The organism is Polyangiaceae bacterium, assembly GCA_015075635.1.
Taxonomy (GTDB): domain Bacteria; phylum Myxococcota_A; class Polyangia; order Polyangiales; family Polyangiaceae; genus JADJKB01.
The window spans coordinates 2,480,061-2,496,135 of the sequence record JABTUA010000003.1; the positions used below are offsets into that span (position 1 = coordinate 2,480,061).

The 16,075-nt window shown below is 71.1% G+C and carries 14 protein-coding genes; 9 read left to right on the forward strand and 5 right to left on the reverse strand.

From position 1 onward, the window contains the following. Nucleotides 1-3: 3 nt before the first annotated feature. Nucleotides 4-240, forward strand: coding sequence for a hypothetical protein (locus tag HS104_41780; GenBank protein ID MBE7486490.1), 237 nt, complete (start codon nt 4-6; stop codon nt 238-240). A 25-nt stretch (nt 241-265) separates the two neighbouring features. On the opposite strand, the gene HS104_41785 is transcribed toward HS104_41780, so the two are convergent. Genes HS104_41785 through HS104_41795 form a run of 3 tightly spaced genes read right to left on the reverse strand, consistent with a single transcriptional unit; the run spans nt 266 to nt 2,977 of the window. Continuing rightward, a complete protein-coding gene (locus HS104_41785) occupies nt 266-475 on the reverse strand; it encodes a hypothetical protein (GenBank protein MBE7486491.1) in 210 nt (69 codons plus the stop codon). Between the two features lie 43 nt (nt 476-518). Continuing rightward, the gene (locus HS104_41790; protein MBE7486492.1) at nt 519-2,009 is read right to left on the reverse strand and encodes a hypothetical protein; all 1,491 of its coding nucleotides are present in this window, start codon (nt 2,007-2,009) and stop codon (nt 519-521) included. Nucleotides 2,010-2,023: 14 nt separating this feature from the next. Further along, nucleotides 2,024-2,977 (reverse strand): serine/threonine protein kinase, encoded by a 954-nt coding sequence (locus tag HS104_41795; GenBank protein MBE7486493.1) that lies wholly within the window; start codon nt 2,975-2,977, stop codon nt 2,024-2,026. 60 nt (nt 2,978-3,037) lie between these two features. On the opposite strand from HS104_41795, the gene HS104_41800 reads away from it, so the two are divergent. Then, nucleotides 3,038-4,012, forward strand: coding sequence for a hypothetical protein (locus HS104_41800; GenBank protein ID MBE7486494.1), 975 nt, complete (start codon nt 3,038-3,040; stop codon nt 4,010-4,012). A 3-nt stretch (nt 4,013-4,015) separates the two neighbouring features. Here the strand turns inward: HS104_41800 and HS104_41805 are convergent, their stop codons facing one another. Continuing rightward, nucleotides 4,016-4,891 (reverse strand): hypothetical protein, encoded by an 876-nt coding sequence (locus HS104_41805; protein ID MBE7486495.1) that lies wholly within the window; start codon nt 4,889-4,891, stop codon nt 4,016-4,018. A gap of 77 nt (nt 4,892-4,968) precedes the next feature. Here HS104_41805 and HS104_41810 point away from each other — a divergent pair, with 77 nt between their 5' ends. The 6 genes from HS104_41810 (at nt 4,969) to HS104_41835 (ending at nt 9,500) form a co-directional block, all read left to right on the forward strand. Further along, on the forward strand, nt 4,969-5,856 hold the full coding sequence (locus HS104_41810; GenBank protein ID MBE7486496.1) for an ABC transporter permease subunit: 888 nt from the start codon (nt 4,969-4,971) through the stop codon (nt 5,854-5,856). Continuing rightward, on the forward strand, nt 5,853-6,785 hold the full coding sequence (locus tag HS104_41815; protein ID MBE7486497.1) for an ABC transporter ATP-binding protein: 933 nt from the start codon (nt 5,853-5,855) through the stop codon (nt 6,783-6,785). The genes HS104_41810 and HS104_41815 overlap by 4 nt, the downstream gene beginning before the upstream one ends. Before the next feature lie 172 nt (nt 6,786-6,957). Beyond that, entirely contained in the window at nt 6,958-7,446 is a 489-nt protein-coding gene (locus HS104_41820; protein ID MBE7486498.1) for a sigma-70 family RNA polymerase sigma factor, read from the forward strand. Continuing rightward, nucleotides 7,439-8,080, forward strand: coding sequence for a hypothetical protein (locus HS104_41825; GenBank protein ID MBE7486499.1), 642 nt, complete (start codon nt 7,439-7,441; stop codon nt 8,078-8,080). Before HS104_41820 ends, HS104_41825 begins: the two co-directional genes overlap by 8 nt. Before the next feature lie 34 nt (nt 8,081-8,114). Beyond that, nucleotides 8,115-8,414 (forward strand): hypothetical protein, encoded by a 300-nt coding sequence (locus tag HS104_41830; GenBank protein MBE7486500.1) that lies wholly within the window; start codon nt 8,115-8,117, stop codon nt 8,412-8,414. A gap of 36 nt (nt 8,415-8,450) precedes the next feature. Then, nucleotides 8,451-9,500, forward strand: coding sequence for a hypothetical protein (locus HS104_41835; GenBank protein MBE7486501.1), 1,050 nt, complete (start codon nt 8,451-8,453; stop codon nt 9,498-9,500). A gap of 3 nt (nt 9,501-9,503) precedes the next feature. Here HS104_41835 and HS104_41840 read toward each other — a convergent pair whose 3' ends face one another. Beyond that, nucleotides 9,504-10,562, reverse strand: a complete 1,059-nt coding sequence (locus HS104_41840) for a hypothetical protein (protein ID MBE7486502.1) — start codon at nt 10,560-10,562, stop codon at nt 9,504-9,506. Between the two features lie 147 nt (nt 10,563-10,709). Here HS104_41840 and HS104_41845 point away from each other — a divergent pair, with 147 nt between their 5' ends. Continuing rightward, on the forward strand, nt 10,710-16,049 hold the full coding sequence (locus HS104_41845) for a tetratricopeptide repeat protein (GenBank protein MBE7486503.1): 5,340 nt from the start codon (nt 10,710-10,712) through the stop codon (nt 16,047-16,049). Nucleotides 16,050-16,075 lie beyond the last annotated feature (26 nt).

The window sequence follows — 16,075 nt, forward strand, 5'->3', positions numbered from 1 at the left end:
AGCGTGGCTCGTCGCATCGCATTCGACCCCATGCTCGGATATCCAGCCGGTCCGCGCATCCGCTACGAGTGTGTTGCCTGCGGCTCGGCGGTCTGGTCGATGCCCCATCACGACGAGCCTTGGCGCTGCGCGTGCGGGAACCTGACGGTGGACGGTGACGCGGGCCGGGTGTCCGTGAAGGACCACGGCTTGCTCGAGATCGTCGAGGTCGACGAGCGACCCGCGCCTGGCGGCCCTTGAGCCGCCGGGTAGCGCGAAGCGCGAGTCAGCCGTTGGTGACCTCCAGGATCACCCGGTAGCGACCGCTGAGCCACCACGGCGCTGGTGCTCCTGGGTGAGCCCGGCGCCAGGCGCCCTCCTCCCCGCCGCCGTGCTCGAAGCCCAGCGTGGGGTAGGGCGCGAGCACGAGATAGCTCACGTGATCGCCCTCGACGTGGACCACGTCCAGCATGGACAGGAGCAGGACGAAGAGCACGACGTTCGGGAGAACGCCTGCGCCTCCGACGGCCTTCCGGGCCTCAGAGCGTGGTCGGCAGCTGCCAGCGCACGACCTCGGGCGTCGTGGGCCAGCCCACCGTCAGGTGGTAGAGGTAGCCGTCCGGCGCGATGGTGATGCGGCCGAGGGCAGGCGCGGTCTGGAACGTCTTCAAATCCTTGCCGTCCTCGGAGAACGACACGATCGACTTGTCGGAGAGCTCGGCGTAGACCCGCCCGCTCCAGGAGTCGCGCACCAGGCTGGTCATGTGCGCGGGCAGGGTGATCAGGGGCTTGGGCGTGCCGGTGCCTCCGAGCACGGGAGCGAGCTGGACTTCGCCGCCCTCCAGGCCCACCAGCATGCGCGCCTTGTCGAACGGCGCGCTCGCGAGCACGCGCTTGGCGAAGGTTCCGACCTGCTGCGAGGTCTGCGCCGTCAGATCCAGGGCGTGGTAGTCGCCGTTCGCCTGGACGTTGCCGACGTAGAGCACGCGGTCGAGGCCCCACGACAGCCCGTACGGGCCGGTGTCCACGGTCGGGATGCCGAAGGGCCCGGCGCCGCTCGAGAACTGGGTGGTGGGGATCTTCATCGGCAGGCTGCCGTTCTGCGGGTCGAGCGCCGCGACGCCCTGAGGGTTCCCGCCGGAGCCGGAGAGGATGCAGCCGCAGGTCGCGCAGCAGATGTAGGTCAGGGCCACGTCGGTGAGGCCACCGCCGAACACGCCGCTCTCGCCCTGGATCGCCGCGACCTCGCCCATGTTCAGGTTGGTGACCCCGGCGTACTCCGTGACCTTGCCCGCGGCGTCGATGTGCCGCAGGTAGTCCGTGCCGGAGATCATCGTCACGCCCCAGGCGCCGCACTTCTGGTCGAAGTCGAGGTCGAAGATGCCGCCATCGCAGCTCGACAGCGTTCCGCACTTGATGAATTTCGGGTCGTTCAGCGTGCCCGCGTCGCCCAGCTTGCCGAGCGGTGCCGGAGCGCAGGCCGGCGCGGGCCGCGTGCAGGAGCAGTCCGTGCCCCAACAGCTGCCGTCCTTGCACGAGACGCTCTTGCACGGCAGCGCGGCGTAGCACCCGCCGTCGCCATCGCAGCGCGTGCCGGGCCCGCAGGTCACGCTGCCGCCGTCGCCCTTCGGGCAGGCTTCCGGCAGCGAGGTCACCACGCAGCCGGAGCCCGGCGTGACGCACTGCCCGGGGTGCTCGCTGCCGACGTCGCAGACGTCGCCCGCCGCGCAGGGCACGGCGCCCGGGAGGCGGCAGTCGCTGAGGCACGCTCCGGATACGCACAGGGTTCCGGGCGCGGTGCAGGGCGTCGGGCAAGCGCCGTCGCCGCCCGCGTCCTCCGGTACCCCTCCGCTGCCGCCGAGGTTGCCGCCGGAGCCGCCGCCCGAGCCGGCGCTGCCGCCGCTGCCGCCGGTCGGGGCCCCACCGCCGCCGCTCGAGCCGCCGCCTTCGTCACTCGACCCGCAGGCCAGAGGCAGGAGCGCGAGCGCTAGACCCGAGACGCCGAGCGCGGCGAGGTGGCTTGGCTTCATGGTGCGATCCTAGCTCAGCTCTCCGCGGCGCGTGAGATGCGTTCGGTCAGGTCTTCGAGCGAGGGGTAGCGTCGGGAAGCTGACGGGAGGAGAGCACGCCGGAGCACGCGCTCCACCTCCGCGGGAACGTCGCTGTCGGTGGCGCCCGCGGGCTGGTGCCCTTTCTTCGAGAAGTAGAGCTGCGCAGGCGTCTCGCCCCGAAACGGTAGCGCGCGGTACAGCACCTCCCAGCACGACACCGCGAAGGAGTACTGATCGCTGCGGGTGTCCGCGGCCCCGCCTTCGAACAGCTCCGGCGCCATGTAGCGCGGTGTCCCGACCACCGCGCCCGGGTCGCGGATCTGCGCCACCTGGTCTTCGGGTGCGCAGGATGCGCAGGCCCCGATCCGTGGCGCATCTTCCACGTCCGCCGAGCTGCGCGCCAAGCCGAAGTCCATGACCTTCACCGCGCCGTCCCGGGTGACCATCACGTTGTCGGGTTTGAAATCCCGGTGGATTACCCCGGCGGAGTGCGCAGCGGAGAGGCCCCGCGCCGCATCGAGCAGCGCGTCCAGACACGCTCTCCAAGAACGCCGGGCGGACCAGCGGCTGAGAGTCGTCCCATCGACGTACTCCATTGCCACGTAGACGCAACGTTCGTGCTCGCCGACGGAAAACACGGAAACCAAGCTCGGATGAGAGAGCTTCGCCAGCGTCTGCGCCTCACGCACCAGAAGCGAGCAGAGCACGCCGCAGCGACCCGCACCCCCGCCCGCGGCGCTCACGACCTTGATCGCCACGTCACGCGAGAGCAGGCGGTCGCGAGCCCGATACACCTCCCCCATGCCGCCGCCGCCGCAGTACTCCTCGATGACGTACCCGCCAACCGCGGTCCCTGCCGGGAGGCGTGAGCGCACCCCCGCAGGCGCGTCCGGTGTCGCGCCCGCGAACGCGGTCTCGGCCGTCTCGATGTCCTCGATGTCCCCCATCGTCGCCTGATGATAGCGCAGAATGGGCTGGTGCTATCCTGTCCCCAGGGAGCGATGAAAATGAGCATCAGCGTTGCCGTCGCGCTGCTCTCGATGGGTTGCGCAGAAGACGCAGCGACGACCAGCAGCGTGACGACCGGCGGGCAGAGTAGCGGCGGCAGCGGCAGCGGCGGCAGCGGCGGCGGCGGCGGCAGCGGCGGCAGCGGGGCGACGGGGGGCGCCGGCGCGCCCGAGTGGATTTGGGGGGTGACGATCGACGCCACGGAGCCACTTCCGGACATCACCGCCGCGCTCGGCAAACACGCAAAGAAGCCGACGACCCGCATCGTGTTCGACGAGCTCGTGCCCGCGAGCGACTATCAAGCTTCCGCCACGGCGATCCACGGCGTGAGCTTCGTGATGGGCGAGCTCCTCGATTCGTTCTACGTGAGCCAGTACGCGCCGGCAGACTACGTGAAGCGCGCCGAGGAGTACGTGTCGCTGCTCGGGCCGGTCGTCGACATCTGGGAGATTGGCAACGAGATCAACGGTGAGTGGCTGTGCGGCCAACAGGCGTCGAGCTGCTCCCCTGCCCAGACGGCGGAGGTCGTCGCGAAGATCGAAGGCGCGTTCGACGTCGTGCAGAAGGCCGGCGGCAAGACCGCGCTCACGCTCTACCTGAACCAGGACTGCTGGTCGTCGCCGGACAACGAGATGTTCACCTGGGCTTCGAAGAACGTGCCGAACCAGCTCCGGCAAGAGCTCGACTACGTCTTCGTCAGCTACTACGAGGACGACTGCAACGATCTTCAGCCGGACTGGCCGGCCGTGTTCGCGCAGCTCGCGGCGCTGTTCCCAAATTCCAAGCTGGGCATCGGCGAGTGCGGAACGGCGCAGGTCGCCAAGAAGGCCGAGTGGGTCGAGCGCTACTACACGCTGAAGCTGCCCGAGCCGCGCTTCGTGGGTGGTAGCTTCTGGTGGTACTACCGCCAGGACATGGTGCCGCATAGCGAGCCGCTCTGGGGCGTGCTCGACGGCATCATGGCTGCTCCCTAGGGCTCAGCGCTCCTCGGGCGCGATTTCCTCACCGAACAGCACCTTGCGCGGTCCGTCCACGATCAGATCCGCGAGCAGCTCGCGTTGCTCGGGCGTGAAGATCGTCAGCACGGAGTCGGTGCGCTCGCCTGCGCGGGCGACGCGCTCGCGGAGCACCTTGCTCTTCTTCTGGCGGAAGGCGAGCAGGGCCGCGGGGAAGTCTTCGCCTTCGAATGCCTCCACCAGTTCGAGCAGCTCCTCGCGGCTGGGGCGCAGCTTCTCGCGCTCCCCGAACAGCTCCTGCTTCGCCGCCTCGAGCTTGTCTATTTGCAGGCTGGAGAGCATCAGGTGAGAGGCGAAGCGCCGGAAGCCTTCGCGCTGGCGCTTCTCGTCGCGGGGGCCGCGGCCGAACTTGTCGGCGATGCGCGCTCTGAGCGCGACCGCCACCGCCTTGCGCTGATCGACGTCCAGGATCGCGTGGATCTCCTCGAGCGCGTCCGTGCTCCGCTGCACTCGCGCCTCGATGGCGCCGACGGCCTCGTCCACCGACCGATCGAACTCCGCCGAGCGGGCGCTGCCGGAGCGCACCACCGCGACCGCGGAGCTCTTCAGCCGGTCGTGCAGGGCGCGATGGGAGCCGCAGTCGTCCGCGAGCTCGCTCGAGATGGCGTCCAGCGTCGCGGCCTGGTCCGCCTTCAGGTTGCCGTGAGTCCTGGCCGCATCGATCACCACTGCCACCGGGCCGCGGAAGTGACGGTCGTGCTTCTGGCGGAGCTCTTGCGCCTTGGGCTCGCTCTCGCGGGGGCTCTCGTCCACCTTGGCGGCGCAGGCGACGGCCCCCATCAGGGCGACCGATCCCACCAAAAGCATGAGCGGGGCGCGGCGTACTTGGCTCTTCATGCCGTTTAGCTTAAACCGCCACGGTCTCGGTGCACGGAATGAATGGGCCCCGCCACACTTCTTCACAATCCAGCCCGGTGGCCCGCGCGCAGAGCATCCGCCTGGTGGCCGGTTTCGACCTGCTCGAGTCGCTGCGCTCGCGCAAGGCGCTGGTCCTGATCTCGCTCTACGCAATGGGAGCCTTCGGAGGCTCCGCCATCTTCATCCGCGTGCTGATCGCCATCCAGGAGCGCCTGGAGGAGCAGCTCCGCCAGCCCGTCGGCATGAAGGAGCTGATGGAGAGCCCCGGCATGGAGCGAGTGGCCGGGGCGCTGACGGGCGACCCCGACGTGGCCAGCGCCATCGTCTCCATCCCGCCCATGGCGCTGTTCTACGGCTGGCTCGCCATGAACTTCGTGCCGCTCCTGGTGCTCTTCACCTCCGCCGACGCCGTCGCCGGCGATCTCTCCAGCGGCGCGGTCCGCTTCTCGCTGTTCCGGACCGACCGGCTGAGCTGGGCCGTGGGCAAGCTGCTCGGGCAAACCTGCCTGATGGCGGTGGGCGTGGTGGTGGGAGCGGCGGCGTGCTGGGCGACGGGCCTGCTCTGGCTCGAAGGCATGCCCCTCGGCAACACCGCGTATTGGCTGTTGCGCATCTCCGGGCGAACCATCGTTTACAGCTTCGCCTACCTCGGCATGGTGATGTGCGCGTCGCAGCTCGCCAAGACGACGGTACGGGCAGGTGGCCTGGCGCTCTTGATCATGTTCGCGTGCTCGCTCGGCGGCAGCTTGGTGCAGGCCCGCCCCATCGAGGAGCAGGCGCCGGAGCTGTTCCGCGCGCTCTCCAAGCTCTTCCCCAACGGTCACCACCTGGCGCTCTGGCACCCGGGCGCGGTGGAGAGCGGCACCGCCATGGTGTCGCTGGTCGCCATCGGTCTTTGCTTCTTCGCGCTGGGGCACTGGCGCTTCGCGAGGAGGGACGCATGACCGCCGCGCTCGCCATCCGCGGCCTGCGCAAGAGCTACGGTCGCACCGTCGCCCTCGATGGGCTCGACCTGAAGATCCCCAAAGGTGTCATCTCGGGGTTCATCGGCCCGAACGGTGCCGGCAAGACCACCACGTTCGGCATCGTCGGCGGCATGATCCGCCCCGACGCGGGCGAGGTGGACATCCTGGGGCGCGGGCCCCTCGACCCCCGCTTGCACGCCGGCTCGCTCACGCTCTTGCCGCAGGACTGCGAGCTCAGCCCGCACGTCACGCTGCGCCAGCTCCTGACGCACTACGCGCGGCTCCAAGGCATGACTGCGGCCGAGGCCGCGCGCGACGTGGACGCTCGGCTCGAGGAGGTGGCGCTGGTGGACCGAGCCGGGGCTCGCATCAAGACGCTCTCCCATGGCATGCGGCGGCGGGTGAGCATCGCGCAGGCGCTGCTCGGCAAACCGGATCTGGTTTTGCTCGACGAGCCGACCAGCGGTCTCGACCCCGAGCTGGTGGTGCGGATGCGCGACGTCTTCGCCTCGCACCGCAAGAAGCGCACGCTCGTGGTCAGCTCGCACAACCTGCTGGAGCTGGAGGCGCTGTGCGATCACGTGGTGTTCATCGAGCGCGGGCGCTGCACCAAGAGCGGCTCGATGGCCGAGGTCACCGAGCAGGGCTTGGTGATGCGCTATGGCGTCGAGGCCAGCGTGAGCCTCGGCGCGCTCGAGCAGGCGCACCCCGAGCTGGAGATGACCTGGGAGGGGCAGAGCCTGATCGTGCGCGGCTCGGGCGGCTGGACGCCGGCGAACCTCAACGCCACCGTGGTGCCCTTCCTGCTCCACGCCGGCGCGGGCCTCCTGGAGATCCGCCGCGGCAAGTCCCTGGAAGACGCCTACCTCGCCGGCAAGGCCGAGGCCGAGGCAGAGGCCGACGACTGAGGCGGATTTCGCGATCCGAACCCGAGGCCCCGGACATCAAACCTCGGTGACCCCAGCGCCCCACGACCCGCCGCCCGCCCCGAACGCGAGTATTTCGGGCACGCTGCCGATCGAGGCGCCGCTGTCCCGAGACGAATCTGCTCCCGCCGGGCCGCACGAGCGGCTGAGGCGCATGATGCGCGAGGGGTTCGACGCGATCTGGCGACTGCTGCGGCGCCTGGGGGTGCCGGCGAGCGCGGCGGACGACGCGGCGCAGGAGGTGTTCCTGGTCGCGGCGCTGCGCATCGAGCAGATCGCCGTGGGCTCCGAGCAGAGCTACCTCTACGGCACGGCGCTGCGCGTCGCCCAGAGCTACCGGCGCCGCGACGCGCGCGCGGCGCTGCGCCAGACGCCCTTCGACGATGAGCGCTCGTCCGGAGGCAGGACCCCGGAGGAGCTCCTCAGCACGCGGCAGCGGCTCGAGGTGCTCGACCAGGCGCTCGGCTCCCTCGACGACGACGAGCGCAGCGTGTTCGTGCTGTTCGAGCTCGAGGGGCTCACGCTCAGCGAGATTGCCCAGCTCCTGGCCATCCCTCGCGGCACGGCTGCTTCTCGGCTGCGCCGCGCGCGGAGTCGGTTCGTGCGCGCGCTCGCGGCGCGCAAGCGAGGTCACCATGGCTGATCCGAAACGACTCGTCGAGTGCTTGGGCCCCGGCTTCGAGCGGGAGCTCCTGGCGCTCGGCGCGCGCGAGGCGCCGGAAGCGGGTGCGCGCGAGCGCGTCGAGAGCCGCGTGCTCGAGGTCGCCGCCTTGGCTTCGGCAGGCACGCTCGGCGCCTCGGCAGCAGGTGCGGGCGGTGCGAGCGGAAAGCTCTCGTCCGGGCTCGGGCTGCTCTTGGCCAAGTGGCTTGGCGCAGGCGTGATCCTCGGCACGGCGTCGGCGTACGTGGGCTCCGAGTTGATCGCCCCGGAGCGCACCGCGGCGCCGGCCCCCAGCATCAGCGCGCGGGCGCCGCTCGCGCCCGCCTCGCTGCCGGCGCAGTCTGGCGGGGCGCCCGCTCCGGTGCGCGCGCCGGAGATCACCGTCGAGGGGCGCGTGCCGCCGCCCGCAGCGAGCCCGACACAGGGGGACGTGCGGATCGGCTCTCCGGCCACGCTGCTGGAGGCCGAGTCGATGCGGCGAATTCGTGCCGAGGCGCGAAACGATCGCGCGCGCGCGCTGCGCCTGCTCGACGAGCACCTGATGCGCTTCCCGAACGGGGAGAGCGCCGCCGAAGCCCGTCGCCTGCGCGCCGAGCTCGGCGACCGCACTCGGTGAGATCCGAACTGCGCGCCCCGTGCATCATCACCGCATGACACACACGCTTCGCATCGCCTGTTTCGCGCTGACCTTGCTCACCGCCACGGCCGCTCTCGCCGAATCGCCCAAGGCGCCTCGCCGGCGCGCCGCCAAACACGACCAGGCTCGCTCGGCGGAGGTGCGCCGAGGACGAGTTCAGGTGATCGACGACGTGATCATCGTCGGCAGGCCGCAGCGGCCGCTCTCGGTGCTCGAGACTTCCGCGGAGCGCTTCCGCTTCCCGGTCGGGACCGCGCGCTACTCACCCGCGGATCGCCGCTGGTTGCCGGCGGATGCTCGCGAGAACTGGTGAAGAGTGGCATGCTGCCGGGCCTGTCGTTCGGGTCCGATGTCTCGCCTCGCTCTGGTCGTGCTGCTCAGCGCCCTCCTGGCGTGCAAAGGGGCGAAGGAGCGGGAGACCACGCCCGAGCCGGCGCCGTCCGCCGAGCCCGCGCCGCTGCCCGAGGCCGCGCCGCCGCCGGCGGAGTCGCGCCTGACCATCCCAGCGCTGACCGCCGAGCAGCGCGTCAAGGGCTTCGACGAGTGCAACCCGTTCGATCCGCTCGGCCTCGGACCGTACGCACCCTTCGTGCCGGTCTCCCTCGGCAAGATGATGATCCCCCAGCGCGGCGGGCACACGCCCGACATGGGCTACGACGTGATCGTGCATTTCAACGGCGGCGACGCCGCGAGAAAGGTGCTCACACAGGTCGCCAAGGGAGTCGCGCTCGTGACCGTGGATCGGGCGAACGGCGGAGCCTATACGAACGCAGTCGCGACGAAGGAGGCGCTGCCGGCGCTCAGGCGGTCCATCGAGAGCGCGCTCCGCCGTCACAGTGGGAGCGAGCAGGCGCACGTTCGTCACCTCGGCATCTCCGCCTGGAGCGCCGGCACGCAGGCGGTGGCGAAGCAGCTCTCACACGGGGTGGATGGGCTCGACGCCGTCGTCATCCTGGACGGCCTCCACGGCGCCTGGAAGCTCGGGGCACCGCGGGAGCAGAAGAGCTCGTCCCTGGACGCGCGCTTCGTCAAACACGAGATCGAAGCGATGCGCCGCGCCCAGAAGGGTGAGCTCATCTTCGTGCTCACCCACAGCCGGGTCAATCCGGGCGTGTTCCCCTCGACCTTCGCCACGGCGGCCAACATGCTCGAGGAGCTCGGCCTGCGGCCGACGGTGCAAGAGCCCGGCGCGGACCCGTATGGCAAGACCTCGGCGCTGGACGACCACGGCCTGCACGTCTGGGCCTTCGCGGGCAACGACGTGAAGGCCCACTGCAACCAGCTGATGCAGCTCGGCAGCATCGTGAGCGAGTTGATCGAGCCGGCCTGGGGGACCCCGGCCATGGACCGCAGCGGCCCGCCCACGCCGCTCCCGGGCGCCGCGCCAGCCAAGCGCTGAGGGTCACTTGACTGGTGGCACGTACTGGTCGCAGCTGTCGTCGATGATCTTGACCGCCTGCGCGAAGGTCGTGGCGTAGTCGCCGGCGCAGACCGAGGCGTGGAGGTTGAAGGGGAACTTGGCGACGAACTCCGCCCAGTGCGCACCCTTCGGGTTGCCGTTGCCCGGGCAGTCGGCGAACGCCGGGGTGAAGCCGACCACGACCGCCGCCTTCGGATCGCCCTTCTTGGCGGCCACGACCGCGTCGTACCAGCTCTGCGGCGTGCCCTTGTCCTCGAAGTTCGGGTCGTCGCTGATGAAGGTGATCACCAGCACCGCGTCGTCGCGCAAGAAGCCTTCGTTGCAGCCGCCAGCCGCGTTGATCTGTGGCGTGAGCGCTGCCAAGAGCGAGTCCATCGGCCGTTCGGAGGAGTGCCCCGCCACGCCGACCTTGGCCGCGCAGGCGAACGCGCCCGGGATGTCCGTATCGCCCTGCTGCAGGTAGCGCCGGCCGGCCGGGAACCCGCACTTCTGGTTGCTGGCGTGTTGGCCCGCCGGGTGGATGACGCCGGCGCCCATCGTGCGGTCGCACTCTTCGAACTTGGTGTTCTTGATGTACGAGTTGCAGGTGGTGCTGCTCGGGTCGATCCCCGTCCACGGGTTGGCGGTGTTGCAGCGACCCCACTCGTCGGTGTCCGTGACCATCACGTGGATGTTGCTGCCCGCCTGCACCGTGCTCTGGATGGCGGTCATGAAGCCCGGGAACGCGGCGACCAGCTGCGCTTGCTGATCCTGCATCGACACGGAGTTGTCGACGATGAACAAGAAGTCGAGCTTGTCGCAGCCCGCCCCCGCCGTGCCACCGCCGCCGCCGGCGCCGCCGCCGCCCACGTTGATGCCGCCGCCGCTGCCGCTGCTCGCGGCGCTGCCGCCGCCGGCGCCGGTGGAGCCAGTGCCCACGATGCCGCCGCCGCCGCCCAGGTTCGGTCCAGCGGTCTTCTCCCCGCCATCGTCGGCGGAGCAACTCGCGAGCCCAAGGGCCCACAGACTCAGAACGATTGCCGAGGAACGAACCCGAGACATGGCTGCCTCCCGCCGCGCGGCATCAGTCTATCAGAGGAGGCGGAAGCAGGCACCTGCACGGGTCGATGACGCTGGTTTCGGGCTCGGTAGGCGCTCAGCGCGCCAACCGTCGTCGCGGCCGGAGGCCCGTGGTAGTCCGCGCCCGTCATGTTGGACGTATTGCGTGGGGAGCTCGAGCGCGAGTTCGACGTCGAGGGGATTCGCCGCTTGGCGACGCGGTATCTGGCGCTCGATCCGGACGGTCTTCGAGCGACGACCGCGGCGGAGCTGGCGGCCTCCGTCGTGGAGCAGTGTCACCTTCTGGACTCGCTGGACGCCCTCGCCGACGTGATGGCCGCGGAGCGCCCGGCGCTCGCACGACGACTGAGCGAGTCGTCGCGGCGCACGCGTCCGCCGGGCGAAGCGCTCGCGCCCGGCACCACGCTCGGGCCCTACACGATCGAGGCGGCGCTCGGAGCGGGCCCTTGGGCCAGCGTCTACCGCGCCCGGAACGGGAGCCGCATGGTGCGGTTGCGCTTGATCCGGGAAGGCGCTGGCTCGTCGCGGGTCGCCTTGAATCGCTATCTGGCCCATACGCGCCTGGCGGGGGACGTCTCGGACCGCTGGCTGCCCGCCGACGTTCAGGTGGAGCTCATCGGAGACCGGCGGGTGGTGACCCACGATGCCTTCGAGGGGGAGCTGCTCTCGGAGCGCGACCTCGAGCCGCTCTCGCTGCGCCGCGCATGGCCGATCTTGCGACGCGTCCTGCAAGGGCTCGCGGCGCTGCACTCCCGGGGGCTCGCCCACGGCGCGCTCCACGCCCGCAACATCGCCGTGGGTGCGGACGAAGACACCCCTCCGGTGCGCCTGCTCGACCCCGGCGCGTACTACCTGCGCTCGGCCACCTCGCCGCTCCTCCTGCGCCACGCGGCAGGCGGCGCCCACCTGGCGGCCTGGGCCGCACCGGAGCAGCTGTTCGGCGAGGCCACGACCCCGAGGAGCGACGTCTACTCGTTCGGGCTCTTGTGCCACTACCTGCTCACCGGCCGACTGCCGCTGAGCCCCGACGCGCCCGACTTCGCCAAGAAGAAGGTCGTGTCCGAGCCCGACCCGCTCGGCTTCTACGCGCCGCACGCGCACATCCCCGACGAGCTCGAGGAGATGGTGCTGCGCCTCGTGGACTCGAGCCCGCTCGGCCGCCCCGCCGATGCCGGGGAGGTGCTGGAGCTGATGACGGCGGTGATCAGCTCCTCGCCCATGACACCGAGCACGGTGCCGGATCTCGACATCGACAGCGAGCTCGAGCGGCTCTTGAGCGAGCCGGAGAACGAGGGTCTGGCCGGGGTGCTGGAGGCTTCCATCGAGCGCGGCGCCAACCCCCACCGCATCGCCGATGCCTTCGTGCTGGCAGCCGAGAACGCGACCGACGGAGACGCCGGCAAGAGCGCGAGGCGCCGCCTGTTCATCCGAGCCGGTGCCATCTACGAGAACCTCGGCGCCGACCCGCGCGCCGCTGCGCGCGCCTACCGCCGGGTCGTGGCCGACGACCCGAAGGCCGACGGCGCGTGGACCGCCCTCGAGCGCGTGACCAAGCGCATCGGTGACCACGAGAAGCTCGTCGAGCTCTTGGTCGAGCGCCGCGAGGTGCTGAGCGATCGTGCCGAGCGCGCACGCGTGCTCGCGCGCCTGGCGCGCGTACTCTCCCACGACATCGAAGACGACGCGGAGGCGTTGGTCGCGCTGACCGAGGCGGTGGCCGAGGACCCGTTCAACGACGAGCACGCGAGCTACTTGGAGCAGCTCGCCGCCAGCGAGCGCTCCGCGTGGCGCGCCGTCCTCGAGCGCCTGAGCGAGAGCGCGAATCACGAGAGCGAGCCTGCGCGAAAGGTCGCGCTCTCGTTCCGCCTGGGGCGTTGGTACGAGGGCGGCATGGGGCGGGCCGACCTCGCCCTCGAGTGTTACCGAGCCGTGATCGCGCTGGAGCCGACCCACGAGCGCGCCTTGAGCCGCATCGCGGACATCTACCGGCGGGCGCAGCAATGGGCGGAGCTCGGCCAGGCCCTGCTCGACCGGGCTCGCATCACGCTCGCCCCGGCGGAGGCCCGGGATCTGTCGACCGAAGCCGCCAAGGTCTTGCTGGAGCACGGCAAGAACGAGAGCGCCGCGCGGGAGCTCCTCGAGCAAGTGCTGACCGAAGATCCGAGTCACGCCGAGGCGGGGCGTCTGCTCGCGCGCCTGCACCTGGGTGCCGGTCGCATGGCGGACTGGGCGCGGGTGATGGAGCAACGAGCCGAGGGAGCCCACGGCGACGAACGCCGGCGCATCTTGGCCGAGCTGGCCCACGGGCTCTCCGATCGCATGGCGGACGCTTCCGCTGCCATTGCGGCCTGGGAGCACTTGCTCGCGGAGAACCCCGCCGACATCGAGGCGCTTCGCGCCTTGACCGATCTGTACCGGGCGGCAGGTAAGCCCGCGAAGGCCGTCGAGGCGCTGGAAGCGGAGCTCCAGATCGCGCTCACGCCCCGCCAGCGCATCGCGCTCTTGGTCGAGATCGCCAAGATCGAGGAGACCGAGCTGCTCGACGAGCCGCGGGCCGCCGACGCCTGGGAGCGCGTGCTCGACGTGGACGCCGATGACGCGACCGCGCTCGCAGCGCTGGCGAGGCTCTACAAGAAGCTCAGGCGCTGGAGCGACCTGGCGTTCACGCTGGAACGCCAGAGCGAACGCCTGGACGATCAAGCGTCGCGCTTCGCGGCGCTCGCGGCGCTGGGGCACGTGGCCTGGACCGAGCTCGACGATCCGGCGCGGGCGCTCGCTGCGTTCGAGTCGGCGCTGGCTCTCGACCCCACGAACCGCGAGGTGCTGGACGCCCGGGCCCGGCTGAGCGCTCTGCGCGGGGACGCGGAGAGCGCCGCGCTCACGCTCGACGCCCTGGCCGAGGCGGACACGGAGCGCGAGCGGCGGGCAGAGCACTGGCTCGAAGCCGCCGAGCTCTGGCTGCGCCAGGGCGACTCCGCGGCGGCGGTCGAGCGCTGCCGGCGTGCGCTGGAGGACCGGCCCGGATACCCCGCCGCGGCGCTCTGCATGGCGAACGTGCTGATCGCCGACGCCGAGGTGAACGCCGCCGTGACGGCACTCGAGCATGCGCTGGGCGCTGCGGCTCCAGGCCGCGACAAGGCGGAGCTCAGCGCGGCGCTCGCTCGCGTGCTGTTCGACGTGCAGAAGGACCCGGGCCGCGCCCGCGCCGCCGTCACAGTCGCGTTGAACCAGGACGCGCAGAACGCCCTGGCTCACCTCGTCGCCGGCGAGCTCGACCGAGAGCACGCGCGCCCGGCCGAGGCGGCGCAGCACTACGAGGCGGCGAGCCTGCACCTGGAGCGCTTCGCCGAGGCGGAGCAGGTTCGCCTGCTCTCGGCCCACGCTTTGGTGCTCTCCGAGCTGGGGCGCCCAGCGGACGCGCGGCGGCGTCTGGAGCAGCTCTCGGAGAAATACGGGGACCGGCGCGACGCGCTCGAGGCCGCCGTCCGCGTCGCGCTGGCGGTCGAGCCAGCCGAGCGGGCGCTCGCCGCCGTCGAGCGGCTGCTCGAGGTCCACGAGTCGCACCTCACCTTGAGCGAGCTCGCCCTCGTCCTGACTCAGAAGGGCGAGCTCTGCCGGCGTCTCTCGCGCTGGGACGCCGGGCGCGAAGCGCTCGAGCGCGCGGCGACCTCGGACCGTGAAGCGGTCGCACCGCTCGCTGCGCTGGCCCGGTTGGAGCGCGACGCCGGACACGGGGAGACGTTGCCGAGCACCCTGGAGCGACTGCTGACCCGCGCCGTCGCGGCCAAAGACGCCGACGCCTGCGCCGAAGCGGGCGAGATCGCGGATGCGGTGCTCGCGCGCAAGGATCTGGCCGCGCGGGCCTACCTCGGCGCGGTCGGCATCCGGGCGGACGACCGCAAGATCCTGCTCAAGCTCGTGCGGCTGTACAGCGACGAGCACGACTGGCGACCGTTGATTCAGGTCTTGATGAAGCTGGCCGGGCTCACCCCCGACCGCAGAGAACGTGCGCGCTACGTCCAGATGGCGGCGCTCTTCACCGAGACCGAGCTCGGCGACAAGTCCGAGGCAGCGGAGCTGTATGCCGTGGCCGCGAAGCTCGACCCCAGCGACGAGAACGTCGTCTCGCGGTTGATCGCCCTGCGCGGCGCGCTGGGCGACACGGCCTCCCTGCGCCAGATCCTGGAGCAGCAGATCGCCCGCGCCTCCGCCAGTCAGGATCGCGATCGCGCGTACCGGTTGGCCACGGCGCTGGCCGATCTCGATCTGTCGAATCTCCAGGTCGACGACGCGATCGCGGTGAACGAAGCCGCGCTCAGGCTCGTCGCGGGCGACCCGGAGCGCGAGGCCGTGCTCGCCGACTTGTACCTGACCGACGCCAAGCGCTACCTGCACAGCGCGGCGGCGCTGCATCGCGCGGCGGTGGCCCGAGACCCCGAGCGGCCGGACGCCTATCGCCGCCTGCACCAGCTGGGGCTGGCGGCGGAGCGCCGGGACACGGCCTTCTGCGCCGCGCAGGCCCTGGTGGCCCTCGGCGGCGCGAGCCGCGACGAGGAGGCGTTCTTCCGGGCGAGCCGCGGCAAGTCGCTGATCGGGACCAACCTGCGCATCAGCGATCGCGACTGGGCAGACCACCTCGTACACGGCGACGCGACCCCGAGCTTGAGCAGCCTGCTCTTGCAGATCCAGCCCGTGGTCACCAAGACCTCCAAGGGAGTGTCGCTCGCCGAGTTGGGGCTCGACGAAGCGGACGCCCTGGATCCGGCAGCCGCGGAAGGGACGCTGGTTCGCGCCTTCGTGGCCGCGGCGGACGTGCTGCGCCTGCCGCTGCCGCTGCTCTTCGAGCGGACGGACTCGAAGCTCGCGGTCAGGTTGGGGCGCGGCTCGCGCGCCCACGTCGTCTTGTCCAGCGCCGCCGTGCACAAGGCCATGCCGGAGCGCAAGGCGGCCTTCCTGGCGGCGTCGAGCCTGGTGCTGCTCAGGCCGGGCTACCTCTTACGGGTGCTGCTCGCTCCGCTGGAGCTCAAGGCCTGGACGCTGGGCGCGCTGGTCCTGGCGGCGCCGAAGCTGGCGGTCTCCAAGGAGCTCGAGGTCGCCGTGAGGGCCACCCGCGAGCACCTGCGGCGGCACCTGCCGGAGGAGCTGCAGCGACGCCTGCACGGGATCCTGGAGCAGCTGCTCGACGCGGGGGGCCAGGCGGATCTGAGTCGCTGGGTCGCGGGGGTCGATCGGACCGCCGATCGGGCGGGTCTCCTGTTCTCGAACGACCTGGAGACCGCCCTCGGCGTGATCCGGGCCTCCGGCGACTCGGCCCTCAGCCTCACTGCCACCGCGCGGGCGCATTCCTTGCTCGAATACGCGGTCAGTGGCGAGTACCTGAGGCTCCGCAATCGGCTCCACCTCAGCATCGACCGGCTCGATCTCACCGAGCTCGAGGCCGACGAGCTGGTCCCCGCCAGCCGGGCGTGAGGCGCAGAATCTGCGCAGAATCCAGG